Source organism: Paenibacillus sp. FSL R7-0272 (assembly GCF_037969905.1).
GTDB classification, from domain to species: domain Bacteria; phylum Bacillota; class Bacilli; order Paenibacillales; family Paenibacillaceae; genus Paenibacillus; species Paenibacillus polysaccharolyticus.
Map to the genome: position 1 here is coordinate 1,782,847 of NZ_CP150221.1, position 20,690 is coordinate 1,803,536.

At 43.7% G+C, this 20,690-nt stretch carries 34 protein-coding genes and 1 pseudogene; 33 read left to right on the forward strand and 2 right to left on the reverse strand.

The window, feature by feature from the left end; translation table 11 throughout:
• The first annotated feature begins 20 nt into the window (after positions 1–20).
• Both MKY23_RS07885 and MKY23_RS07890 read left to right on the forward strand, forming a co-directional pair.
• Positions 21–530, forward strand: coding sequence for a DUF4275 family protein (locus MKY23_RS07885; RefSeq protein WP_154958351.1), 510 nt, complete (start codon positions 21–23; stop codon positions 528–530).
• 37 nt (positions 531–567) lie between these two features.
• Positions 568–1,140 (forward strand): DUF4304 domain-containing protein, encoded by a 573-nt coding sequence (locus tag MKY23_RS07890; RefSeq protein WP_336122124.1) that lies wholly within the window; start codon positions 568–570, stop codon positions 1,138–1,140.
• 8 nt (positions 1,141–1,148) lie between these two features.
• On the opposite strand, the gene MKY23_RS07895 is transcribed toward MKY23_RS07890, so the two are convergent.
• A complete protein-coding gene (locus MKY23_RS07895; protein WP_339836997.1) occupies positions 1,149–1,976 on the reverse strand; it encodes a DUF2785 domain-containing protein in 828 nt (275 codons plus the stop codon).
• Between the two features lie 84 nt (positions 1,977–2,060).
• On the opposite strand from MKY23_RS07895, the gene MKY23_RS07900 reads away from it, so the two are divergent.
• Positions 2,061–2,354 carry an RNA polymerase alpha subunit C-terminal domain-containing protein gene (locus MKY23_RS07900; protein ID WP_154958348.1) on the forward strand — a complete coding sequence of 98 codons (294 nt, stop codon included), beginning with the start codon at positions 2,061–2,063 and terminating at the stop codon, positions 2,352–2,354.
• Positions 2,355–2,414: 60 nt separating this feature from the next.
• Here the strand turns inward: MKY23_RS07900 and MKY23_RS07905 are convergent, their stop codons facing one another.
• The gene (locus MKY23_RS07905) at positions 2,415–3,359 is read right to left on the reverse strand and encodes a hypothetical protein (RefSeq protein WP_221786964.1); all 945 of its coding nucleotides are present in this window, start codon (positions 3,357–3,359) and stop codon (positions 2,415–2,417) included.
• Positions 3,360–3,662: 303 nt separating this feature from the next.
• Between MKY23_RS07905 and MKY23_RS07910 the strand changes: the two genes are divergently transcribed.
• The 30 genes and pseudogenes from MKY23_RS07910 (at position 3,663) to MKY23_RS08055 (ending at position 20,682) form a co-directional block, all read left to right on the forward strand.
• Positions 3,663–4,184, forward strand: a complete 522-nt coding sequence (locus MKY23_RS07910) for a DUF2569 domain-containing protein (protein WP_186812209.1) — start codon at positions 3,663–3,665, stop codon at positions 4,182–4,184.
• Between the two features lie 32 nt (positions 4,185–4,216).
• On the forward strand, positions 4,217–4,834 hold the full coding sequence (locus MKY23_RS07915; protein WP_221786963.1) for a histidine phosphatase family protein: 618 nt from the start codon (positions 4,217–4,219) through the stop codon (positions 4,832–4,834).
• A 68-nt stretch (positions 4,835–4,902) separates the two neighbouring features.
• Complete coding sequence (locus MKY23_RS07920; protein WP_336122126.1) at positions 4,903–5,058, forward strand: hypothetical protein; 156 nt, start codon at positions 4,903–4,905, stop codon at positions 5,056–5,058.
• A 130-nt stretch (positions 5,059–5,188) separates the two neighbouring features.
• Positions 5,189–6,139: a radical SAM protein gene (locus MKY23_RS07925; RefSeq protein WP_154982924.1), complete on the forward strand. Its 951-nt coding sequence runs from the start codon at positions 5,189–5,191 to the stop codon at positions 6,137–6,139.
• A gap of 170 nt (positions 6,140–6,309) precedes the next feature.
• The gene (locus MKY23_RS07930) at positions 6,310–7,335 is read left to right on the forward strand and encodes a phosphodiester glycosidase family protein (RefSeq protein ID WP_221786961.1); all 1,026 of its coding nucleotides are present in this window, start codon (positions 6,310–6,312) and stop codon (positions 7,333–7,335) included.
• Between the two features lies 1 nt (position 7,336).
• Complete coding sequence (locus MKY23_RS07935; protein ID WP_339837006.1) at positions 7,337–8,350, forward strand: bifunctional glycosyltransferase family 2/GtrA family protein; 1,014 nt, start codon at positions 7,337–7,339, stop codon at positions 8,348–8,350.
• A 214-nt stretch (positions 8,351–8,564) separates the two neighbouring features.
• Positions 8,565–9,278 (forward strand): AAA family ATPase, encoded by a 714-nt coding sequence (locus MKY23_RS07940; RefSeq protein WP_336122129.1) that lies wholly within the window; start codon positions 8,565–8,567, stop codon positions 9,276–9,278.
• Positions 9,279–9,337: 59 nt separating this feature from the next.
• Complete coding sequence (locus MKY23_RS07945; protein ID WP_308722163.1) at positions 9,338–9,838, forward strand: isochorismatase family cysteine hydrolase; 501 nt, start codon at positions 9,338–9,340, stop codon at positions 9,836–9,838.
• A 56-nt stretch (positions 9,839–9,894) separates the two neighbouring features.
• Positions 9,895–10,125 (forward strand): hypothetical protein, encoded by a 231-nt coding sequence (locus MKY23_RS07950; RefSeq protein WP_221786958.1) that lies wholly within the window; start codon positions 9,895–9,897, stop codon positions 10,123–10,125.
• Between the two features lie 24 nt (positions 10,126–10,149).
• Positions 10,150–10,632, forward strand: coding sequence for a hypothetical protein (locus MKY23_RS07955; RefSeq protein WP_154887076.1), 483 nt, complete (start codon positions 10,150–10,152; stop codon positions 10,630–10,632).
• 23 nt (positions 10,633–10,655) lie between these two features.
• On the forward strand, positions 10,656–11,120 hold the full coding sequence (locus tag MKY23_RS07960) for an NUDIX domain-containing protein (RefSeq protein WP_336122131.1): 465 nt from the start codon (positions 10,656–10,658) through the stop codon (positions 11,118–11,120).
• 35 nt (positions 11,121–11,155) lie between these two features.
• Positions 11,156–11,779: a hypothetical protein gene (locus tag MKY23_RS07965; RefSeq protein ID WP_339837012.1), complete on the forward strand. Its 624-nt coding sequence runs from the start codon at positions 11,156–11,158 to the stop codon at positions 11,777–11,779.
• Between the two features lie 137 nt (positions 11,780–11,916).
• Positions 11,917–12,399 (forward strand): GNAT family N-acetyltransferase, encoded by a 483-nt coding sequence (locus MKY23_RS07970; RefSeq protein WP_339837016.1) that lies wholly within the window; start codon positions 11,917–11,919, stop codon positions 12,397–12,399.
• A gap of 127 nt (positions 12,400–12,526) precedes the next feature.
• The gene (locus MKY23_RS07975) at positions 12,527–12,865 is read left to right on the forward strand and encodes a hypothetical protein (RefSeq protein WP_339837019.1); all 339 of its coding nucleotides are present in this window, start codon (positions 12,527–12,529) and stop codon (positions 12,863–12,865) included.
• Between the two features lie 24 nt (positions 12,866–12,889).
• Positions 12,890–13,399, forward strand: coding sequence for a hypothetical protein (locus MKY23_RS07980; protein WP_339837022.1), 510 nt, complete (start codon positions 12,890–12,892; stop codon positions 13,397–13,399).
• A gap of 158 nt (positions 13,400–13,557) precedes the next feature.
• Positions 13,558–13,995: a LytTR family DNA-binding domain-containing protein gene (locus tag MKY23_RS07985; protein WP_339839324.1), complete on the forward strand. Its 438-nt coding sequence runs from the start codon at positions 13,558–13,560 to the stop codon at positions 13,993–13,995.
• Complete coding sequence (locus tag MKY23_RS07990) at positions 13,992–14,402, forward strand: hypothetical protein (protein ID WP_154982934.1); 411 nt, start codon at positions 13,992–13,994, stop codon at positions 14,400–14,402. Before MKY23_RS07985 ends, MKY23_RS07990 begins: the two co-directional genes overlap by 4 nt.
• A 15-nt stretch (positions 14,403–14,417) precedes the next feature.
• Positions 14,418–14,816, forward strand: a complete 399-nt coding sequence (locus MKY23_RS07995; RefSeq protein ID WP_339837027.1) for a hypothetical protein — start codon at positions 14,418–14,420, stop codon at positions 14,814–14,816.
• An 18-nt stretch (positions 14,817–14,834) separates the two neighbouring features.
• A pseudogene (locus MKY23_RS08000) lies at positions 14,835–15,167 on the forward strand (hypothetical protein); the annotation flags it as partial.
• Between the two features lie 79 nt (positions 15,168–15,246).
• On the forward strand, positions 15,247–15,591 hold the full coding sequence (locus tag MKY23_RS08005) for a hypothetical protein (RefSeq protein ID WP_221786947.1): 345 nt from the start codon (positions 15,247–15,249) through the stop codon (positions 15,589–15,591).
• Between the two features lie 193 nt (positions 15,592–15,784).
• Positions 15,785–16,297, forward strand: a complete 513-nt coding sequence (locus MKY23_RS08010) for a hypothetical protein (RefSeq protein WP_339837032.1) — start codon at positions 15,785–15,787, stop codon at positions 16,295–16,297.
• 32 nt (positions 16,298–16,329) lie between these two features.
• Positions 16,330–16,581 carry a hypothetical protein gene (locus tag MKY23_RS08015; protein WP_339837036.1) on the forward strand — a complete coding sequence of 84 codons (252 nt, stop codon included), beginning with the start codon at positions 16,330–16,332 and terminating at the stop codon, positions 16,579–16,581.
• Between the two features lie 51 nt (positions 16,582–16,632).
• The gene (locus tag MKY23_RS08020; protein ID WP_154887057.1) at positions 16,633–16,821 is read left to right on the forward strand and encodes a hypothetical protein; all 189 of its coding nucleotides are present in this window, start codon (positions 16,633–16,635) and stop codon (positions 16,819–16,821) included.
• Positions 16,818–17,309, forward strand: a complete 492-nt coding sequence (locus MKY23_RS08025) for an NUDIX hydrolase (protein ID WP_221786934.1) — start codon at positions 16,818–16,820, stop codon at positions 17,307–17,309. The genes MKY23_RS08020 and MKY23_RS08025 overlap by 4 nt, the downstream gene beginning before the upstream one ends.
• Positions 17,310–17,320: 11 nt before the next feature.
• Positions 17,321–17,728 carry a phosphoglycerate mutase family protein gene (locus MKY23_RS08030; protein ID WP_339837043.1) on the forward strand — a complete coding sequence of 136 codons (408 nt, stop codon included), beginning with the start codon at positions 17,321–17,323 and terminating at the stop codon, positions 17,726–17,728.
• A 183-nt stretch (positions 17,729–17,911) separates the two neighbouring features.
• Positions 17,912–18,040 (forward strand): GNAT family N-acetyltransferase, encoded by a 129-nt coding sequence (locus MKY23_RS08035; protein ID WP_221786930.1) that lies wholly within the window; start codon positions 17,912–17,914, stop codon positions 18,038–18,040.
• Between the two features lie 10 nt (positions 18,041–18,050).
• The gene (locus MKY23_RS08040) at positions 18,051–18,443 is read left to right on the forward strand and encodes a hypothetical protein (RefSeq protein ID WP_308722158.1); all 393 of its coding nucleotides are present in this window, start codon (positions 18,051–18,053) and stop codon (positions 18,441–18,443) included.
• 80 nt (positions 18,444–18,523) lie between these two features.
• Positions 18,524–19,075 (forward strand): GNAT family N-acetyltransferase, encoded by a 552-nt coding sequence (locus MKY23_RS08045; RefSeq protein ID WP_339837048.1) that lies wholly within the window; start codon positions 18,524–18,526, stop codon positions 19,073–19,075.
• Between the two features lie 50 nt (positions 19,076–19,125).
• Positions 19,126–19,788 carry a Type 1 glutamine amidotransferase-like domain-containing protein gene (locus MKY23_RS08050; protein WP_339837051.1) on the forward strand — a complete coding sequence of 221 codons (663 nt, stop codon included), beginning with the start codon at positions 19,126–19,128 and terminating at the stop codon, positions 19,786–19,788.
• A complete protein-coding gene (locus tag MKY23_RS08055; RefSeq protein WP_339837054.1) occupies positions 19,789–20,682 on the forward strand; it encodes a PhzF family phenazine biosynthesis isomerase in 894 nt (297 codons plus the stop codon).
• Positions 20,683–20,690 lie beyond the last annotated feature (8 nt).

Below are 20,690 nucleotides of genomic sequence, written 5' to 3' on the forward strand. Positions count from 1 at the left end.
TACATAAAGGAGGTTCACCCATGATTCGGGAAGAGATTAATCGGATGCTGGATGTGTTGCCGGAAAGTGAACTTAACGTGGCATACTCACGAGTTGAAATGGTGTACCGCAAATATATGTATGAGAAAATGATCGCGGACAAGGGAGTACAAGTGACCGAGTTGTGCGAGGAATCGGAGGAGATTGTTCAGCGCTGGGATGAGGTGTTTGCCCATAACTTGGATGATGTTTCGAAAGAAACGATCTATTACAGCCAGTACAAATGGCATATGTTCAGTTACAAACAGCAGGAGTGTTTGGAAGGGGAAGCAGCACGAGCAGCCTTCGATGCCGAAGAGAAGACCGACTTATATGTGATGTATCAACATACGCCGTTTGTCCAGATCTATGAGAGCGCAAGTGCTGTCGTCGCAGCTGATTTTGATGAACAACAGGATATCTATATTTTTGACAAGGTGTTTACATGGACATATGTGCATACGCATGAATCAATATGCGGGCCGTATTTCTATAAAATCGAACAGGTATAGAGGGGAGAGAGCTCTGTTGCAGGAACTTTTTAAAGAGATGATCAAAAATGAAGTGAAACCTTTATTAGTCCGTCACGGTTATACTAAGAAGGGTCTTAACTTTCGTAAAGTAGATGGAAATCTTGTATACACATTCAACTTTCAAAAAGCAAAATATAATACCGTAAGCCTGGTTCGGTTTTATATCAATGGTATGATTCATTCCTCCGAGCTTGCGGAGCTACAGATCGTTACACCAAGTGGTGCAGTACTGGAGGAGCAGGCTCATTTTATCTGCAGAATTGACAAAATAGTTCCTGCTGCTCCAGACCGCTACTCTTTGACACCTGACACCGACCTGGTCACCTTTTCTAAAGAACTGTTCTCCCATCTGGAAAAGGCCGTTGAATACATGGAGAACATAACCAGCGCCAGGGATATTGTGGAGTATTATATGAACATAACCGCACTACATTTAAGCGAAGAAACCTTTCATTATCTACTGCAAAATGGCGATACTACGACTGTTCAGAAATATCTACAACAGCTACACGCTAAATATGGAGCCCAAAAGCGATGGACGATTTTTGAGAAGAAGTATGCCGCTATTTTTGCATCGTATGGACTCTAACACATTCTTCAGGATGTGTAGTAGACCGGTTCTACTTTATATAACGTTTGCTCAATCGTTGGACATAAGGCAGCATCATACACTCCATGAAATTTGATTCTAAAATAAAGACTTTTGAGAAAGTTTTTAATGTTGTTTTTTTGCCTGAAGGCAGGCAAAAATTCGGATTCATTCTCCACCGTGCCAAAACGTTGAATCCATTGTTGAACGGACGCCTGACTAAGGATGTTTCTATCCAGAATACACATGACTGGTGTTATCATTCGTTCGTCTTCGCCATCGGAGTAGACCCGGTCACTGATCGTCATTTTCTCGTACACCAGATCCAGCATCGTTGATAAATCAGCCTCATCTAATTCATTATATTGAGCCAAATCTTCCAACACATCAGCAGCATGAGCTACAGCGTGAGCCCAACCCTTAGTTTCATCATATCCACGGTAATCCTTTTCTTCTCGTACATTGTGAAAGACTACATCCTTAATCTGATGAATGCGCTCACTTGACAGGAAGGGCGATGCTGCGTGTCTCATGAAAAGAAGAGGGATAACCAGCATGGAAAAGGAACGTGTGAATACGGAGTCGGAATGGGTTTCCCCCAGTCCATAAAGCAGATGGTCACGATCTAAAACGGTGGTTAAAATGTGTTCTAATTCGGATGTAGTCAGAGAAAGGCCAGGAATCCAGTGAGATAGGGTGGTATAGATCAACTCATCACGCAATTGTGCGTCCACCGTACCTATGTTATGTAACATTTCTTGGATCAGGACGAAGGCGTCTGACTGTGCTTGATATTGATTTTCTCGTATGTACATCAGTTTTTCTTTTAAATTCATTTAAACACACTCCTGCAATTTAAATTTCATTCTAGTAAACTTATTATCAAACGTATTATACAATCTCTAAGGAGGAAAGCCCAAATGACAATCAATAAAGGAACACGGCGAACATGCGAGAAGGGACATACATTTCTTAAAAAGAGTGATTGTTCGACTTGTCCCAAATGTGAGGCGGAACGTAAACCTAAAGAGGGATTTATGAGTCTACTGTCTGCTCCGGTAAGACGCGCACTGGAAGCAGAAGATATTACGACATTACCAAAACTTGCTGAATATACGGAAAAAGAAATTCTGAAACTGCACGGTATAGGGCCATCGTCCATGCCTATACTGCGTAAATCGCTGGAGGAAGAGGGATTGTCCTTTAAGGTATGACTTTAATCTTTGATTTCAAGCTTTTTTGATCGTTTCCTCATTCCTCAGCTCCTTTGGAAGCTACTCTATAACAGATAACAGTTCTTCCATCGTGACTTGATACAGCAAGTCACCCTCACTCAGTAGCAGGCGATCCTGACGAAAATCCTGTCGCGCCTGTTGGAAGGGACGGTTTTTCTCGTTCAGCAATTGGAACTTCGTTCCTTTGGTGAGGCTGCCAGACTTCTGCATTTTCTTGAAAATAAATGTTCCATGCTTCCCGTACCCGGCATCAAACAGGAAGTGATATCCATCCGTACAGAAACCGGAGGAACCTGATATATTCGGATTCAGGAAGTTCACTCGAGTAGACTCCGGTTTGAATCCTCCCGAAATACAGCCAAGTGAAAAGTCACTATAATAGTAGAACCAGACTTCTTCCTCGTTCACCACATTGAGTGCATAACAATCTGCAATGTCTGCACTGTTATTTTTATAGAGCACATTCCCGTATGCATCCCAAGCGAGCAATCCACTCGCCCCAACGGGCTGATCCCAGCCATAGTTACCAAAGATACCTTCATCGAAGTAACTCGTCCAGATCGTTCCATGCTTCGTCACCTGTACACTCTGAATCCCATCCCCGAGCAAAAATTCTCGAATCGTCGTGCCTTCCATATCACATACTTTGGCGTTCAGATCAAATTGATCGTTTCCATAATAGGTGCAGCGCGCACCAACGAGCAGAAGATGTTCTTGTAAAGGCTGTACATAATGATAGTGAAATTGTTGTCCCCCGATGACAACTTCCTGGACATATTGATCCGATACAATCAGCACTTTGTACGTGTATGGCTCCTTTAGTTTGGTTTGCACGAACATACCTTTTCTTCGTTCAGGGACTTGATTGATAAGTAGTATATATGCAAGGCCATCGTGTCCCCACTGTACGGAGACGATATCGAAACCTTCGGTATAAACGGAGATATCTGCAAAAGGCAGTAACGTTAATTTTGGATCAGGCATGGCTAAATCCTCCTTATTATAAGTAATCGTAAGCAGCATCGTAGGCTGCTGTTGTTAAGTTGAATTATGACATGAGCGGACGGGACGGAACATGGTGTAAGTATAACGAACCTGATAATAGGAGGTAGAAAAAATGAGTATGCCTCATTTCTTCACTGTAGTACAATAAGGAAGTTGTGTAAATTTTTATGGGAGGAACTAAATAGCTTTCAAGTAAGAATAGGAAAGAAACGTATAGAGTATTTATACATATGGAATTGAATAGCGGCAGTTAAAACAGCATAAGAGAAGGACGTGTTAGAAGTGCAACAAGAACCTCGACAAGAACCATTTCAAGAATCAATGATAGAATACCGTCCATTGGGTGTGTCTGGACTCGGAGGCTGGCTGATCCTAATCCAGATTGGTTTGTGGTTCACATTAGTGATGCTCCTTGCACAGATTAGCCAGTCTGTTTTACCCATTTTAAACACAGAGACATGGGAGATTCTAACTTCGAAAGATTCAGGTTATTATCACCCACTTTGGGGTCCAATGATTATTTTTGAGGCGATTTACAACATATTGTTTCTATTATTCACGGTGTATGTCATCGTTGCTTTTTATCGTAAAAAAGCGATTCTTCCACGCCTGATGATTATTTTTTACAGTCTTAGCCTTACAGTAGGCATCGTGGATTCTCTGCTGCTCTCTCAGATTCCGATGGCGAGAGAACTGGCAGACGGAAGCTCGATTCGGGATATTGCAAGATCCGCCATTGCCTGTGCGATCTGGATTCCGTATTTTATCAAGTCTGAACGTGTGCAAAATACTTTTGTTCGTTAAATGATGAGACAGTGAGAGGTGACAAGAACGCCATGAAGATTTTCCTGGTTCGACACGGTGCAGACGAAGAAGGTTATCGCGGCGGTTGGAGCCAAAGGGGACTCACCGAAGCAGGTGTTATTCAAACCAGAGCTTTAGGATCGTATCTGTATGAACATAAAGAGCAATATGATATTCATACGGTGATAAGCAGCGATCTACCCCGTGCGGTGCAAACAAGCCAAGCCATTGAAGAGTCATTGGGCATTCGAGGTATACACACACCTGATTGGCGTGAGATGAACAATGGTGACATGGCGGGTATGCTCCATGCGGAAGCGGAGGAAAAGTACCCCGGGATTTATTTTAATACGCTCAAGATGGACACTGCTTTTCCGGGCGGAGAAAGTCCGACCCATTTTTATACAAGAATACAAAATGCATTCGAGAATCTTTGTGTTCAACTCGAAGAGAAGCGAATCCAATCGAATGTTTTACTGGTGACCCACGGTGGGGTGATTAATGTCCTTTATTATGTGCTGGCTAACAGGGAGTGGAGCAATACGTCCAGTTTTTATCCCATCGACAACACGAGTATTCACACGGTTCAGAACATGAAAAATGGCTGGAGCATATTGGACACGAACAGGATTCCTCATTTAAGATCGTAAAGTAACAGAACTCCAAGGCACCATGTTAAGAAAGGAAACCTGATTTGATAAAAAAAATGCTGAATATCGTGATTGGTATCTCAATTCTGGTGTATTTGTACTTTCTCTATATCATGTTGATGCATCCACCGACGGATGGTTCAGACATTGCACAATTGCAGATTAGATCAGCGTATACGGTAATCGTTATTGCTGTCGCCGGTTTTATTCGTTTGAAATTATAGAGGTGCAGGAGTTAATCATTTTTATATGGAACGTACATAATGTCATAGCGACCTTGGAATGTCTTTCGCTATAATCTTCAGGTTATCAGGACGTGGAGGTAACTGGCTGAAAGATAATCAGGGGAGGCGTATGACGATCAGAAACAAATATAAAGCACTTGAACTGGAGACCCCGGGCGTCTATGAGCTGGAAGGGCTAGAGGTTGGAGTGACTTCGAATTGCAATTATAAATGCGACTACTGCTGTGCCTACAATCGAGATGATGGGGAGTGTATCAGCGGTGCAGAAGTTATCCGAATTATTCGTGAGCTTCCACATCTCAAGCGGGTACGCCTGTCAGGCGGCGAGGTGACGCTGAAATATCAGGATTGTCTGGAGATTGTAACGTACTGTGCAGCACATGGCATCGATACACAGCTGAACACCAATGCCAGTCTGTTGACAGAGGAAAGAATCATAGCATTACGGGATGCCGGCTTGTCCAATATTCATATTTCTTTCAACTACACCGATGCGGAGTCGTATGCTGCCTACTATCGTGTGCATCCACGCATGTATGAGAGATTGGAACAAAACATCCGTCTGTGCACGGAGCTGGGTCTGGAAACGGTGCTAGAAACATTGCTGTTCAAAGGCAATCAGGAAAATATGCAGGCGATCAGCGATAAAGTCTACGGCTTAGGTGTTCGTATTCATGAGATTCAGAACAGCATCAAGATGCCACACACCGACTGGAGTCAGATTGTCTCCAAAGAGTCACTGGTTCAATCCGTCAAGGCGTTAATCGAACATAAAAATCCGGATACGACGCTCTATTTCACATGTATGGATCGGTTTGCCGAACAATTGAATCTGCGTGAACAGCCAGGTGTATATTTCTCGAACTGTGTGGATGGTACGAAACAATTACACTTGCATGGTAACGGTGACATTCTGATCTGTGAGCTGTGTCATCCGGTGGTGATTGGTAACATTTATAGTGGCACGTCGCTAAAAGATATCTATAAGCAGCAGCCCGCTGCACTAACGGATTTTCTGGAAAAGCGCCCTTGCCCGGCTTATGATGCTTTATTCACATAAATCCATTCTACTTTGAGGTCTTCTGATTTCCTTTAACGGAAACGGAGGATCTTTTTTGTATTTTAAAGATAAACTTATAGCCATCTTACCTCTTTCATTTCAGATTCATTTAAGTTACCGGTCCTAATATGGCATTAGAACGTAAATGAATCTGGAGAGGTGAATGATACATGATCAAACTCTTTGAAAAAAACAATCGGAAAGACCAACATAGCATTCCTGTTTCCCGAAAAAAACGCAGGTGGCTTACCTTTACCCTTGTGGCTGTCATTGTTATAGGTAGCATTCTGTACAGCCTGGCTGACCGATATTTGATTCGGCATGTACAGGTGGTTGTGGCTGATGATAACACGGTAGCTACTCCTGCAACGGCGAATGCTGGATCTGAGGGAACAGCGAGTACAACCTCTACTACAACGAGTGCAACGGGTGTACATGCAACGTCGGATGACTGGAATTACAGCAGTGATGATCTAAAGATACAGATTCAGAAGGTGCAGACAGGCTCCGGCTCGGATCAGATTACCTATTATGTAGCTGATGTACAGGCGAAGGACGCGAGCAGTTTGCGAACTGCGCTGGCGGACAATAGCTTTGGCACCAATATCACGGAGGACACATCGGAGATTGCCGAAGCAAACAACGCGATTTTTGCGATAAACGGTGACTACTACGGATTCCGTGATGATGGTGTCATTATCCGTAATGGCGTGTTGTATCGGGACAGCCCGACAAGGGATGCGTTAGCCCTGTTCAATGACGGGACGATCAAAACGTATGACGAAAATGATATTTCCTCTGCTGAACTGCTGGCAGAAGGGGTAACCAATACGTTATCCTTTGGGCCGATTCTGGTGCAGAACGGTGAAATTACTAGTGATTTCAGTCGTGTGAAAATCGACAATAACTTTGGCAATCGCTCCATTCAGGATGCGAATCCACGAACAGCTATCGGTATGATAGCTCCAAACCACTATGTGTTCGTTGTGGTTGATGGGAGACAGGATGACAGCCGGGGCATGACGCTGGCTGAACTTGCCCAGACGATGAAAGACCTGGGCGCAACCGAGGCATATAACCTGGACGGCGGTGGTTCTTCCACCATGTATTTTATGGGCAGGGTAGTCAACAATCCTTTGGGACGTAACCAGGAGCGTGGCGTAAGTGACATTCTGTATCTGACGGAGGCACAATAATATGACAATCCTTATTCCATCCTATGAACCTGACGTTCGTTTATTGAATCTGGTTATGCAGTTACAGACATTTAAGCTTGGGCCTATTGTGATCGTAGATGATGGCAGCGGGGCTGAATACCGTGGAATTTTCGAGACAGCTGAGGCGTACGGTTGTACAGTGCTGACACATGAGGTCAATCGGGGCAAAGGGCGGGCGCTGAAGACAGGTTTTCAGTATATAAGAGAGCATGGCCCCCAAGGCGGAGTCGTGTGTGCAGATAGTGACGGGCAGCATCTGCCGCATGATATTCGGAGTATCTTTGAGACACTGCTTGCGCAGACAAGCCCTGGCATTGTATTAGGAAGTCGTCGCTTTACAGGTAAGGTGCCTGTCCGTAGTCGTTTCGGTAACCGTGTTACCCGTACTGTGTTTGCGCTGACAACAGGCACTAAGGTGAATGATACACAGACGGGACTTCGTGGTTTTCCATATGCGATGCTGGACTGGCTGTGCCAAATTCCCGGAGAACGGTTTGAGTATGAGATGAACATGCTGCTAACCGCACATAAGGAAGATTATGAAATTACAGAAGAATTTATTGATACGGTCTATCTGGACCACAATGAATCCTCCCATTTCCGTCCTTTGGCAGACTCGTTTCGTATCTACATGCCCATTCTGATGTTCAGTACATCTTCTGTCTTATCTGCTCTGATTGATTTTGGATTATTATTTATCATGCAGTATTTCACACATAATCTGTTTCTGTCGGTGGTTGCCGCAAGGCTTTGCAGTTCCATGTTCAATTACACCATGAATCGCAAATATGTATTTTCCGCAGGTAGGGGCTCCAAGATCGGGCAGTCGTTACCGAAATATTTCTCGCTTGTGGTGCTTGTGCTACTACTAAACTACGGTTTGTTATATTTGTATAATGAACAACTGATCATTCCGCTATTGGCGGCTAAAATTCTGACGGAAATTTCAATTTTTGTGTTCAGCTACTGGGCACAGCGAAGATTTGTATTTTAATTAGCCTAAGGATCAGGATCGTGTGCATCTGTTTTAGTTCTTAAATACGGTGCTTTGCTCGAGAACAAGTGTGTACAGCTACATGGAAAAGGAACATAAAGAGTGAGCGATCGGGCTCGCTCTTTTTCAATTGATGCGGTTTCCAAAATATTGGATTATAGGGTACGATGGACATAGGGGTTAACGTGAATGAACCTATGGCAGGAGGTAGATCATGTATCTTCGAAGTGTTGAATTAATGTCAGACAAGATCGAGCAACCTGGGGAATATCCCTTCAGTATCCCGTCGATTCATTCCATGGGGCGACTGGAGTTTAGCAATAACGTTACGTTTTTTGTTGGTGAAAATGGATCTGGAAAATCAACATTGCTGGAAGGCATCGCGCATCAATGTGAATTTAATACCGCCGGAGGCGGGCGGAATAACGTGTTTGAAACACATGCATCTGAGTCCTCACTAGGAGACTATCTAAGACTGGCCTGGTTGCCTAAAATGGCAAACGGTTTCTTCTTGCGATCGGAATCGTTCTATCAATTTGCATCCCATGTCGATGAGATGCCGGAATCTCTTCGATATTATGGCGGACGTTCATTGCATAAGCAATCCCATGGCGAGTCTTTTCTTAACTTGTTCATCAACCGTTTCAGTTCAAAGGGGATTTATCTGCTTGACGAGCCAGAGGCCGCTTTGTCTCCAGCGCGGCAGCTCTCGTTGCTACGAATTATTCATGACTTGTCGAGTACTTCGCAATTTATCATTGCGACACATTCGCCCATTCTGCTCGGGTATCCGGGGGCCAATATTCTAAGTTTTGACGACGGACATATTCACGAGATTAGGTATGAGGATACAGATCATTATCAGATTACTCGCAGCTTTCTGGAGAATCGGGATCGAATGCTGCATGAATTGTTTAGGGATGATTAACTGGATAACGACAAGCAGAAATACGAATTAAACCATTGGATATTAGAAGGAGAGATCGGATGAAAACAGGATTGTTAATTGTGGATATGCAAGAGAGCATTGTGCGTCAAAAGATGGATCAGAAGGCTATAGACCATGCCTGCGAATATATCAATCATGTCGCGAACGTACTTCGCTCCAATGACCATGTGGTCGTGCATATTCAAGATGTGGAAGGCATGGAGGGAGCAGAACCCGAGCAATATCAGGTCATTTCAGAGATTGATGTGGATGGGGAAGATATTACGATCACCAAAGAGAGTTCCAATGCATTCTGGCAAACCAATCTGGAGCAGACGCTCAAAGATTTAGGCGTTGAACTGCTCATCGTATCCGGTTTTGCCGCAGAAGAGTGTGTCCTGTTCACATACAATGGTGCCATGGAGCGCGGATTCAGACCCGTGATGCTCCAGAACGGTGTTCTTAGCACATATTCAGATGCCGTAGCTTCAGCCTACAGGGATCGCAACGTAATCTCGTACCCGGTGGTTGATTACTTGATTGGATCGCGGATGTCATAAACGGAGGTTACTGTTCATCAAAATGCTGATTTTATTCTCGAAGGGGGAAAAGCAGGATGGATGGATACTACATTGCTTTATTAATCGTACTTTCTTGCACGGGGCTGATCTGGACGGTCAAAGGCATTAAAAAAAGGCTGCGTCTGATGGTGTTTTTCGGTGTCATTCTGATGCTGGCACCTATACTAATCATTATGGGCTGGATGACATGGTTACCGCTTGTCAGCTCCGTTGCACTTGTTGCTTCTTTGTTTGTGCGGAAAGAGGCAAGGAGACAGCATGAGTGACCCTGTTACTGGGAGGAAGTCATAATGCCAAATCATCAATTTGTTGTTGAAGATCAAACCGTTCTCAAAGAAAACTTGATGGATGCTTACTCTTGGGACTCTGATGGAAAGGTATATAAACGTGGACTTGGGGTAGTAGAGCAGGCTGTGTTTGAGGATGAATTTATATCTTACATCCATGATACTCTTCGTTGGTTAGACACATGGAATCCGAGTACTGATACAAGACATACAGGACTGAATGTACATGGGATAACCGTTATTGTTGGGCAGGATATCCTGTTGAAGCTTGAGCAAATTATACGATCATGGAATGAGTTACTTAGCCTTGCTCCTGACCCAATTGTTCTTACAGGGAATTATTGCATCGATGTAACGACGGGGAAGAGATGCGATGAGAAGCTTGTGTATGACAAAACCGATTTAATAGATCAATTGAGCAAGCTTGCTGTCATGACAAAGTATGCTGCAGAGACCGGACGTTGTATTATACATTTTGGCGTATAACGATCTGTTGAAAGAGGGGAACAATGACTAGACGTATTATCGTAACAGGCGGCGCTATTATTCGAGACCATGCAGGGAAAATTTTGCTTCAACGAAGATCGGATTACGGAGATTGGGGATTACCTGGGGGCGGTATGGAAGCGGGTGAACAGATCGAAGAGACGATGATCAGGGAAGTGAAAGAGGAAACGGGCTTGGAGGTAATTTCTTACGAATTGGCCGCGATATACACGGGTGAAAAAATGAACTATACATATCCTGACGGGAATGAAGTCGTTTTTGTCATGTTTTTGTTTAATGTTACTGCAGAGTTGGCTGGACGCATGGCCGCGGATCATAGAACGCTTTTGTTTGAAGATGAACAAAGAGAATCGCTGCAGCTTGTGTTTCATCAGCTGGATGAGATCGATTTGTCAGTCATCAACAAGGTTCAGCAACCTGTATTTATCGACCTGATGAAAGGTGAAGCTACGCTGCTTCGTCATTGAAATCATAACATCTCTGGATAAAAGGAGGGCTTTGCTTGCCTTGGCCAATGGTTCATTTTGCAGTTGCATCTGAAATCGTACTGCATTCATCTCCATCATTCTTACTGGGAAGCCTAGCACCGGATTCCATTCATGTGAGAACGAACATACGCAGTGAAAAGGCAAAAACGCACCTCATGGCTGTAGAGCATGAATTTCCTACAGATACTGATTTTCAGCATGTTATTGAATCAAACAGACAACGGATGCAGCAAGACCACCAATTTGCGCAATACCTATGCGGTTACATCGCCCATATATACACTGATCGTGAGTGGACATATCAGATTTATCCACCTTACGAAGCTGACCCGAATGGACGAAGTGTGTACACCCATGATGTGAAAAAGCTGGAGTTTAGAATCCTGCGTGAATACGTCGGTGCTTACGGATGGTTAGATCAGTTGATGACAGCAAAAGCATATGAGTTTGGCAGTCTGTCAGCACATGAGGTGTACGAGTACAGGGGAGAAAAGTTGGATTTCCTTATGAACAAGGAGAACGAGCCTGCGGATGATTTCCATGTGTTGACGATGGACAGTATATCAACTTTTATATTGAAGACCGCCTTGAATTTGAAAACAAGATTCAAAGAATGGCATGTCTACGAACATCTATAAGTTTACACTTTAACGGAGAGCACAGAAAAAAACTGAAAAAGCGAAGCGGTCGCCTTTATCACCGGATTTTCCCCTATGAAAAAGGGAATTCAGAGAATCTATATAGATTCTTAGCGAGACTGGAAGTGGGGAACAGGATGGGACAAGGTATTCGTTTGGTACCATATGAAGAACAATATCATCAAGATTTAACCCGGTTTACGCTGAAAAATGAACAAGTTTACTTTACGGCATTGCCTGCCCAGGTGATCGAAGAGGCTATGATCAATCCGGACAAAGATCCGATCGTTATTTTACATCAGGCTGTGCCTGTAGGGTTCTTTGTTTTACATAAAGGGTCAGAATACGTGGAGCCTGCGGAGTCTGATCGCAAAATACTCATTCGTGCGCTGTCGATCTCGGAGCAATATCAAGGGAGAGGTTATGCACTGGATGCCATGAAGCAACTGCCTGATTGGGTACGTGAGTTTCATCCTGAGATTGACGAAATCATTCTCGCTGTGAATGAGGCAAACAAGGCTGCATATCAGTTTTATGTAAAATCTGGTTTTCTCGACCTTGGATTGACCCGAATGGGCAACAGCGGTATTCAGCATATTTTGCACTACAGCATGAGGTAGGGAGGCAACATAGATGGACATCGGGATGAAGCTCGAATCACATGGCTGGCTGGATATAGAGATTGAATCTCAGCAACAGGAAATCATCGAAATTCCAGTTTCCTAGTTGTCGGATGCCTTGGGGGATATGGCTAGTCAACTCATTGCCCTACATAGAGGTGCGGAAGAAGTTGTCATGGTGATGCAGACGGAGCCAGGGGAATACCGTTTTAAAATCAAGAAAATCGCTCAGGCACGGGTTCGGTTTATGGTGTACGAGATGCGTGACACTTTTAGCTCACAGGTGGTCACAGAAGGGACTTTGTTGATGTCAGAGGAATTAACTTTAGTTAAGCTAACGAAATTATTTTACCGGGAATTTAGTAAGTTAAAGAACTTAGGTCTAGAGGAATATAAGAATCGATGGAGTTATGGGTTCCCTATGGATGCTTATGAGCGAATTGGCCGAGTTGTTCAAATCAAGTAAAGAGTGAATAGAGAGGAGCTTGTAATGAAGGCTGAGATCAGAAAAGAGGATTTAGATTCGCAAAAACTAAGCTGGCTGTGTATTGAACCGATGCTGCTCTCCGTCCGCGGACAGAGTATGGAAGCCAAAAAAGAGGTATACATGCGGCTAAACGAAGGGCAACAAGCATTATACCTGTTTTACTCATATCACAATCACACCATAAGTCTGGCAGAGTTTTATTGGTTCTCGGCATATAACATCATTGATTTGCGTAGCTGGAGCAGGATCAGGAAAGGCATGCAATTTTTTGATTTGAATGAGATAATTGATGTACTGGATGATATTGAAGCACTTATAACAGATGCCAAAAAATCCGGAGAAACATGGCACGAAGTATCGCCAACCGATTTGGAACATGACCCTCAGTTGCTTCAGCAGACGGAGCGTTTATACGCAGCATATCGGCAGGCTTCACAGCAAGCGATCACAACGATGAATGAGTGGGTACGGCAGCATCAGGACTTAATTTTAGAGGTTAAGGCAGAGGCATAGAAAAACGAGCAAAAGATCGTAAAACTACTCTGAAGAGTAGTTTTTTTGTTTTTTAATGCAACACAACTACGGGTTCATGCAACAAAACGCAAAGTAGTGGGAAGTGTCTTTTCAGATATGTAATATGAGTGGTGAGAGGAGGGCAACGTGTGAAAGTTATGTTTGAGGAAAATCAGGAGATGCAGCCTAACGAGGCCAAGATAGTAACTCATCCTGCAGAGAAGTCAAAGTGGGATCGTATTCGGGAAGCGATTGGTCAATCCGAGACGGAACTGGTCGTGATCCAGGCGAAAAACAATCGTCAGGTGAGGATTAAACTTAGCAGCGTCATTGCCATTGAATCGGAAGATCGCATGTGCGGGGTGCGTGTCGTCACAGGAGAGAGATATTTGCTTAACCTACGTCTGAAATATGTGGAAAAAGATTTTCAAGATACATCATTCGTACGAATCAATAATCAGACGATTATCAACGCCACACATATTAGCAACTTTTCAGCTGCCGAACATGCCAGAATTCAGGTTAATCTGACCGATGGCTCCAGCTACTCCGTCAGTCGGTTTTATATTCAAAACTTTAGGAGGAAACTATCATGATCAATCAGCTTAAACAATCATTTTTTCAGGTATTTACGGTCACGACACTTTGGGTCATCCTACTGCTGACGCTGTTCTACCGCGATCAGCCCATTCAAATGGTGTATTTGTGGAACATTGCAGGCATCTCCCTTATTGCGGCTTTATTGTTTGGAGTGATGTACAGCGCACTGTGGAATCATCTTACGTTGAAGCCGATATGGAACATCGTTATTTCTTCTACATGTAACATTGCCGGAGGCATGGGCATCATTTGGTTGTTTTCCAGAGAGATGTTTGAGCTAATTGCGCCTTGGTTCCCGGGAATGTGGCTTCTATCAATCGTGTTGCATGTTATTGCGTTTTATTTTTATGCTAGAATGGATAGCAGGAAAAAAGCGGAAGAATTAAACGACATTCTGAAGTAAGTCAGGTGAACAGCTATGAATAAAGATGAGCTTTTGCAAGTATACGGAATAGAGCCTGACAAGGAACGGCGGGAGTCCATTCGTAGGCTGCTGCAACAAGAGATGGAGAATCAGAAAATAGAGGATCATGAGGTATTGAAACTGCTGTGCATCATGTTGTTTGCTATCGGTAGCGTAGAGGACACAGAGCTGATCTGGCAAGCCAAACGAAAAAATCAGGACGCAGGCAGTTACATTGATGTGCAGCTGCTTTGCGGTGCAGGCTTTGAAGAAACAATCGTGTATCTGGAAAAAAAGGGCGGCGAACAAGCGCATGATCAGGTGCTTTATCTCAAGAAGTGCGAGCCGTACGACTTTGTGGATTTTTGCAAAGACGAATGGTTATCAGGATACAGAGGCTATTACAGCATCTGATGCCAAGGATGGAGGGATATGGTGAAGCAGGAGAGTGCTATACACGTACAGAAGCAACTGTGTGAGAAATACCATGCAGACTATGTTCCGAGTGAACCCCACCTGAAGGTAGGGATTGCCTGGAACGTAAAGGAGAAACGCGAGCCTATCCATGGGATGCGAATTCAGCCAGAAGGCGATACGACGGGCTGGTACATTTGGGCCGAGGAATATTCGGCAGCTGATGATTTCTTTGTACCGCTACATGTTGCTCATATTGATGAATGGGATGCGAAGATTAGTCGATATCTCGGACTTGCTCCGGGATGGAGGTTCCTGATTGCCGAGGATTATGAGGATGTATGGTTTGATGAAGGGTTGCTTAATAGATAAGAAAGAGGTATTTGAGTTTTAACACGATGTGAGGATTTACGAAATGAGGTCAGCAAAGATGGTAATGCAGCATAGGAAAACTAGAACTAGAAGCAGAAGATTACAGATTGGCGTTGCTGTAGTGGCTCTGGTGGTTGGAATTTTGGTACTAACGAATCCAGATGAAAAAGATTTTGAGGCATGGCTTGGAAGTGAGTATGGAATTCATGTTTCATATGATGTGAATGATGGTAGAAGATTTACAGAACTGACTTCCGATGGTGAGAAGACGCTTCAATTTGTTAATGGACATTCACGAAAGTTGGGCATTCTATCAACCTACCGATATCTTTTGAAGGATGAGGATGGGAAGGAGCTCCAAGTTAAGGGTACAGGAATATTAAATAGGTTTGTAAATAAATAATTAAGCTAGCGCGCTTGCATATAGCATGGATATATCCATGCAGGCAGCGTGTTTTTTTATGATGGAAGGATGTGGTCTTGAAGTTGACTTATTTCGTTCGCAAATCCCACATTATGGGTTATGATGTACCTGGGAGAAAATTTTTACATCTACAGGAAGTCATGGGTTGAAAACGAACTGGGAGTGAAGTGGAATGATCCGAAAGTATGCCTTGATCCTCGGTGTTATGTTGTTGCTTGTAACGGCTTGTCAGAGTAAAACAGAGCCTGAGGATACACAGCAACCGGAGGTCTCGGTAAGTACGAATGACGAATTAACCGTAGATGAAGATGAATCAGCAGTCTCTACGCCACAAGATGAAGTTGCCCCGCCCGAATATGTGGATGAGAGCAAGTATTCTGGTGATGAGCTGGAAATTGTCAAACTAATGAATACGCATATGCGTTACTTATATGAACAGGATGAAAAGGCATATATGAGCCTCTTTGCGCCGGAATCTCCGATCTCCGGCATGCCGAATTATACTTTTCGTAAAATCACTTCCATGGGTGACATTACGATTACGGAACAAAAAAAGCTCTATCAAGGTGTTGTAATGATTACGGAAGTGGACGAAGACGACATCGAGTCCAGCTCCACCATGGTGTTTTGGAAATGGAAAGCAGATGGTGATGCTGCGAAATGGATCATTGCGGACATCGATTAACAAGTACAACATGAAAGAAGGTCCAGAACGCGGTGCAGAAGAGATTATTTGAACTTGTGAATGAGGTGCAGGATGAGGCAACTTTTATTGCTTTCCTGATTGCTTTGAGCAAAGATCGGCAAACCTGTCGCGATGAATGGCAGCATGATTCAATCGAATCATTTTTGGAAGCTGCGGCAGATTGGGGGCAGGAATCCGTTAACGGATTAACGCATTATGAGAAGCCTGATAACCCTTGGAAGCGATGTGCTCAGATGATGTATATGGGCAAAATTTATGAGTAATTGGTGAACTATAGGGCAACTAAGAATGATACATAACGGAGGTTATATAAGATGATGGAATTTGTAGAGATAGGTTTGATTGTTGTAACGGTAATGTTGTTCGTCCTAGGTGCGATTAGTAAACGTAAATTATTCATCAGGTGGGGGGGCGCAAGCCTCCTTCTACTAGTCGTGTTGTTTATTCCGTCGTTTGTGAACGGATTTCAGAATGGATTTGTTGAAGGATGGACGGCTCGATGACTGATTCGGTGAACAGAAATATATCGTATTTGCAAGACAACAGCCGATTTAACTTTCGTGTTGCCGGTATTGTGATGGATGCGGACAGAGTTCTTTTACACCAGGCGAAGCAGGATGATTTCTGGAACTTGCCTGGCGGGCGAGTGGAGATGAATGAATCAACAGGGGATGCGATTCGGCGAGAGATGATGGAGGAGCTGGGTGTGTCTATCCGGGTAGAGAGGTTGGCATTTGTTTGCGAAGATTTTTATGAATACGATGGTAAGGAGATGCATGAAATGGGATTCTATTATGTGATCTCTTTGCCCGGAGGGCATTCCTTCTATAATGAACGCGAATTCAAGGGTGTGGAGCAAGATGGCAAATTAACGTTTCGCTGGTTTCCCATCCAAGAGACAGAGCAGATGGAGATTTATCCTGTTTTTTTGCGAAAAGAACTTGTTAATCTTCGTGATTCAAGTAGCATAAGACACTTCATTCAGAAATAGAGGGGTACCGAGTGGATATTACATTTATTCGTCATGGTCACGCGGAGCATTTGTTGAATTATCCGAAGGAGCTTAACCGATTACACCCGGGGTTGACTGAACAGGGAAAAAAACAAATCGTTTCCTTACGTAAAAACATCAACATAATGCCTCACGATACTATTGTGGTAAGTCCTACTAAACGTACTCTTGAAACGGTAGAACTATTAATGACGAATGAGCATAATGGGGCTGTAATTAGTCCTCTAGTCGGCCCTAGAATGTATCCTCAAGATCCGAAGTTTGCTCCATTAGGCTGTGATCAAATCTATTCAATGGCAGAACTCAGCTTGCTATACCCAGATAAGCAATACATAGATGTTGGATTAGAAGCCTGGGAAGAAAGTATAAATCAGATGAATACACAACAGTTCACATGACTAGCAGAGCAACTCTTGGCTTGGTGCAGAAAACAGACGGGGCATACATTCATCGTGTCACACGACGGTACGATCACGAATTACAGAATGATGTTAGGTGAGCATCATCTAACCAGAGATGATTTTCTTGGAGAGGCAGGGTACTACACTGTCCGTGATGTTTAGCTTGAGAAGGAGAAATATATGATGACGCTGTTTCAGCCAATGGAGACACAAAGACTGTATATGAGAGAACTAACTTTGGCAGACCGAGAGAGTGTATTCAAACATTTTGCTGATGAAAAAGTCACGCGGTACATTCTGAATCAATAGGGGGGTTCACATGAAGTCCATTTCCCTTTCATTATCGATACTATTAGCCAGTTTTATTCTGGGGGTCTCATTTATTATTGGCTCTGTACTGCTCATGAATCAGGACAAAGATTCGAGTAATGGAACACTGAATCAGACAGCGGCACAGCAGACGCTCTTGCTTGATAAGGTTTTGTTGACACTGAAAGAGACGGCTACATATCTGGGCATGAATGAAGATCAGGTGATGAGCATCATTAAAACAGAACAGAGCAGTTTGAATGCTTTTCACCACTTTGAGGGGAAAATGTTTCCATTTATAAAAGTTCAAGATCAGTTTTATGTAAGCCGGGTTGAACTGGATTTGTGGATACAAGATGCTTCAAGCAACCATCGTAGATACATTAATGGGCAATTGCAATAGTTATGGCATGTAAGGTTATTCGAATCTTCTAATCATGTACGTTATATCGCTATCCTTGGAGAGGAGAACTAGGCACTAGTATGGAAATCGTCGGACAACAGATTCGGATCACTAGCTTAAACGAGCAGGATATGGACTTTATATGCAAACTGGAATGTGATACAAGCTTGTGGACTTATGAAGAGAGTGTGGAAACGAAGGAAGAGGATGTGAAGGAGAAGTATCGCAGTCACTTCCACGTTGAGGGCGAGACACCGTATGCGTATGATTTTGTTATCCGTCGCTTGAATGATGCCAGTGATACACCAGTGGGTATTGTTCAAATGTGGAGTTACGTTGATTTTCGCAAAAGCTGGGAACTTGGTTTCGCAGTGCTGCCTGAATATGCAGGACAGGGGTACGGAAGCGAGGCGACCCGGTTATTACTACAATTTGCATTTAACGAGTTACAAGCACACAAAGTCGTAGGCATGTGTAATGCCGAGAATGTAAAATCAGCGGCTTTAATGCAGCATGTAGGCATGACAAGAGAAGCCATTTTCAAGGAAGAGTTATGGTGGCGGAATAAGTGGACGGACCAGTGTTTTTTCTCCATTTTGGACAGCGAGTTTAAGAAGCATGGAATGGACTAAGACAGCAGTAATCTAAGACACGTCCTAATACAAGATGAGGGGTTAATCTAATGGCACAGCGTAAACTGGTTTTGCTTAGCGATCTGTATTTTGAACCCCATGATGAACTGAATGAGAGAATTCGAAGCTTGTTTCAGCACAACAAGCCCTCAATCGGTTACATCCCTTCCTGTTCCGACCCACAGCGCATTTATGTCGAGCACACTCGGCGTTTTTATCGCCAGTTTGAGATGGAAGATGTGCAGTATTATGATCTCGATACCGAGTATGAGGAAAGCATGCTGGACTCTCTTTTCGAATGTGACGCGATTCATTTATCTGGCGGGAATACGTTTTATTTTCTAAGTTTGTTACAGCAACGAAATAGGATTGAACAGCTGCGTTCCTATGTTAGTGACGGTGGTATTTTGATTGGGGTTAGCGCGGGCAGTATCCTGATGGCACCTACGATTCAAATAGCTGGATACGGTGAGGATGCAGACGAGAATCATATCGGTTTGACCGATTTACAGGCCCTTGCTCTTGTAGATTTCGAGTTTGCACCTCATTGGGATCGTTCCGAAGAAATGATGCAATCATTCAGAGAATACGCTCAAAATCATCAAACCAAAGTATATGCGTGCCCGGATGGTGGGGCTGTTGTTGTTGAAAATGAATCACTTGAATTATACGGTGGGGCAACTCCTGCTTTGTACAGAGAGGATGAAGAGTAGATGCGTGCTATCCAAGTGTACCACTATGAAGCTTTTTCAAGCCTTCCAGGCAAGGGTAACCCGGCGGGCGTTGTTTTTGATGCAGATCATCTGAGTGAAGTTGCAATGCAACAGATTGCTCATGCTGTCGGTTTTAATGAGACGGTATTTGTATTGAAGTCTGAAAAAGCCGATGTCCGGTTGCGTTATTTCACTCCGGGTCACGAGATTAATCTGTGTGGTCATGCGACGATGGCGGCGATGTATGGACTTAAGACACGTCGTTTATTAGAGGGTAAAGACGCCATTACAATTGAAACTAACGTAGGTATATTACCAATTCAGTTTGAACAACAAGGTGACACCTGGTTGATGGAGATGAAGCAGGATCAGCCACGTTTTGTACCCTTTCAAGGCGATGTTGAGAAACTGGCTAAAGCAATTCATCTGACAACGGATGATCTGGACATGACCATGCCCATCGTTTACGGGAGTACAGGTACATGGACATTATTAATTCCGATTCGTCGTTTAGAGGCATTTGTTAAAATGAAACCGGATTCTTCTCAGTTCCCGGACATTTTATCTGAAAATCCCAAGTCATCCTTACATCCCTTCTGCTTCGAAACACGCGATGATGATGCTCTCATGCATGCAAGGCATTTTTCTTCACCATATTCAGGCACAACAGAAGACCCTGTCACAGGCACCGCATCAGGGGTGATGGGGGCCTATGTTTTGACATATGTGAATCCAGAGATTCATGAGGTTGATTTTACAGTAGAGCAGGGCCATGAGATTAGTAGAGATGGCAAGGTCCAGGTGAACGTACGCCGGGAGCAAGAGGGGATGGATGTCCGAATCAAGGGCACGGCTGTTTATGTTCGGGAGATGAAGGTGGAAATAGACAGTTGAGGTTCTGA

Coding starts and splice junctions, on each gene's coding strand:
- MKY23_RS08010 (WP_339837032.1), top strand. CDS start 15,785: ATGATCCGAAAGTATGCCTTGATCCTCGGTGTTATGTTGTTGCTTGTA.
- MKY23_RS08050 (WP_339837051.1), top strand. CDS start 19,126: ATGGCACAGCGTAAACTGGTTTTGCTTAGCGATCTGTATTTTGAACCC.
- MKY23_RS08005 (WP_221786947.1), top strand. CDS start 15,247: ATGGTAATGCAGCATAGGAAAACTAGAACTAGAAGCAGAAGATTACAG.
- MKY23_RS07950 (WP_221786958.1), top strand. CDS start 9,895: ATGGATGGATACTACATTGCTTTATTAATCGTACTTTCTTGCACGGGG.
- MKY23_RS07930 (WP_221786961.1), top strand. CDS start 6,310: ATGATCAAACTCTTTGAAAAAAACAATCGGAAAGACCAACATAGCATT.
- MKY23_RS07960 (WP_336122131.1), top strand. CDS start 10,656: ATGACTAGACGTATTATCGTAACAGGCGGCGCTATTATTCGAGACCAT.
- MKY23_RS07895 (WP_339836997.1), bottom strand. CDS start 1,976: ATGAATTTAAAAGAAAAACTGATGTACATACGAGAAAATCAATATCAA.
- MKY23_RS08040 (WP_308722158.1), top strand. CDS start 18,051: ATGAAGTCCATTTCCCTTTCATTATCGATACTATTAGCCAGTTTTATT.
- MKY23_RS07975 (WP_339837019.1), top strand. CDS start 12,527: ATGGCTAGTCAACTCATTGCCCTACATAGAGGTGCGGAAGAAGTTGTC.
- MKY23_RS07970 (WP_339837016.1), top strand. CDS start 11,917: ATGGGACAAGGTATTCGTTTGGTACCATATGAAGAACAATATCATCAA.
- MKY23_RS07985 (WP_339839324.1), top strand. CDS start 13,558: ATGTTTGAGGAAAATCAGGAGATGCAGCCTAACGAGGCCAAGATAGTA.
- MKY23_RS07955 (WP_154887076.1), top strand. CDS start 10,150: ATGCCAAATCATCAATTTGTTGTTGAAGATCAAACCGTTCTCAAAGAA.
- MKY23_RS07925 (WP_154982924.1), top strand. CDS start 5,189: ATGACGATCAGAAACAAATATAAAGCACTTGAACTGGAGACCCCGGGC.
- MKY23_RS07980 (WP_339837022.1), top strand. CDS start 12,890: ATGAAGGCTGAGATCAGAAAAGAGGATTTAGATTCGCAAAAACTAAGC.
- MKY23_RS07890 (WP_336122124.1), top strand. CDS start 568: ATGATCAAAAATGAAGTGAAACCTTTATTAGTCCGTCACGGTTATACT.
- MKY23_RS08045 (WP_339837048.1), top strand. CDS start 18,524: ATGGAAATCGTCGGACAACAGATTCGGATCACTAGCTTAAACGAGCAG.
- MKY23_RS08025 (WP_221786934.1), top strand. CDS start 16,818: ATGACTGATTCGGTGAACAGAAATATATCGTATTTGCAAGACAACAGC.
- MKY23_RS07885 (WP_154958351.1), top strand. CDS start 21: ATGATTCGGGAAGAGATTAATCGGATGCTGGATGTGTTGCCGGAAAGT.
- MKY23_RS07905 (WP_221786964.1), bottom strand. CDS start 3,359: ATGCCTGATCCAAAATTAACGTTACTGCCTTTTGCAGATATCTCCGTT.
- MKY23_RS07995 (WP_339837027.1), top strand. CDS start 14,418: ATGAATAAAGATGAGCTTTTGCAAGTATACGGAATAGAGCCTGACAAG.
- MKY23_RS07990 (WP_154982934.1), top strand. CDS start 13,992: ATGATCAATCAGCTTAAACAATCATTTTTTCAGGTATTTACGGTCACG.
- MKY23_RS07940 (WP_336122129.1), top strand. CDS start 8,565: ATGTATCTTCGAAGTGTTGAATTAATGTCAGACAAGATCGAGCAACCT.
- MKY23_RS08035 (WP_221786930.1), top strand. CDS start 17,912: ATGATGACGCTGTTTCAGCCAATGGAGACACAAAGACTGTATATGAGA.
- MKY23_RS07915 (WP_221786963.1), top strand. CDS start 4,217: ATGAAGATTTTCCTGGTTCGACACGGTGCAGACGAAGAAGGTTATCGC.
- MKY23_RS07945 (WP_308722163.1), top strand. CDS start 9,338: ATGAAAACAGGATTGTTAATTGTGGATATGCAAGAGAGCATTGTGCGT.
- MKY23_RS07935 (WP_339837006.1), top strand. CDS start 7,337: ATGACAATCCTTATTCCATCCTATGAACCTGACGTTCGTTTATTGAAT.
- MKY23_RS07900 (WP_154958348.1), top strand. CDS start 2,061: ATGACAATCAATAAAGGAACACGGCGAACATGCGAGAAGGGACATACA.
- MKY23_RS08055 (WP_339837054.1), top strand. CDS start 19,789: ATGCGTGCTATCCAAGTGTACCACTATGAAGCTTTTTCAAGCCTTCCA.
- MKY23_RS08020 (WP_154887057.1), top strand. CDS start 16,633: ATGATGGAATTTGTAGAGATAGGTTTGATTGTTGTAACGGTAATGTTG.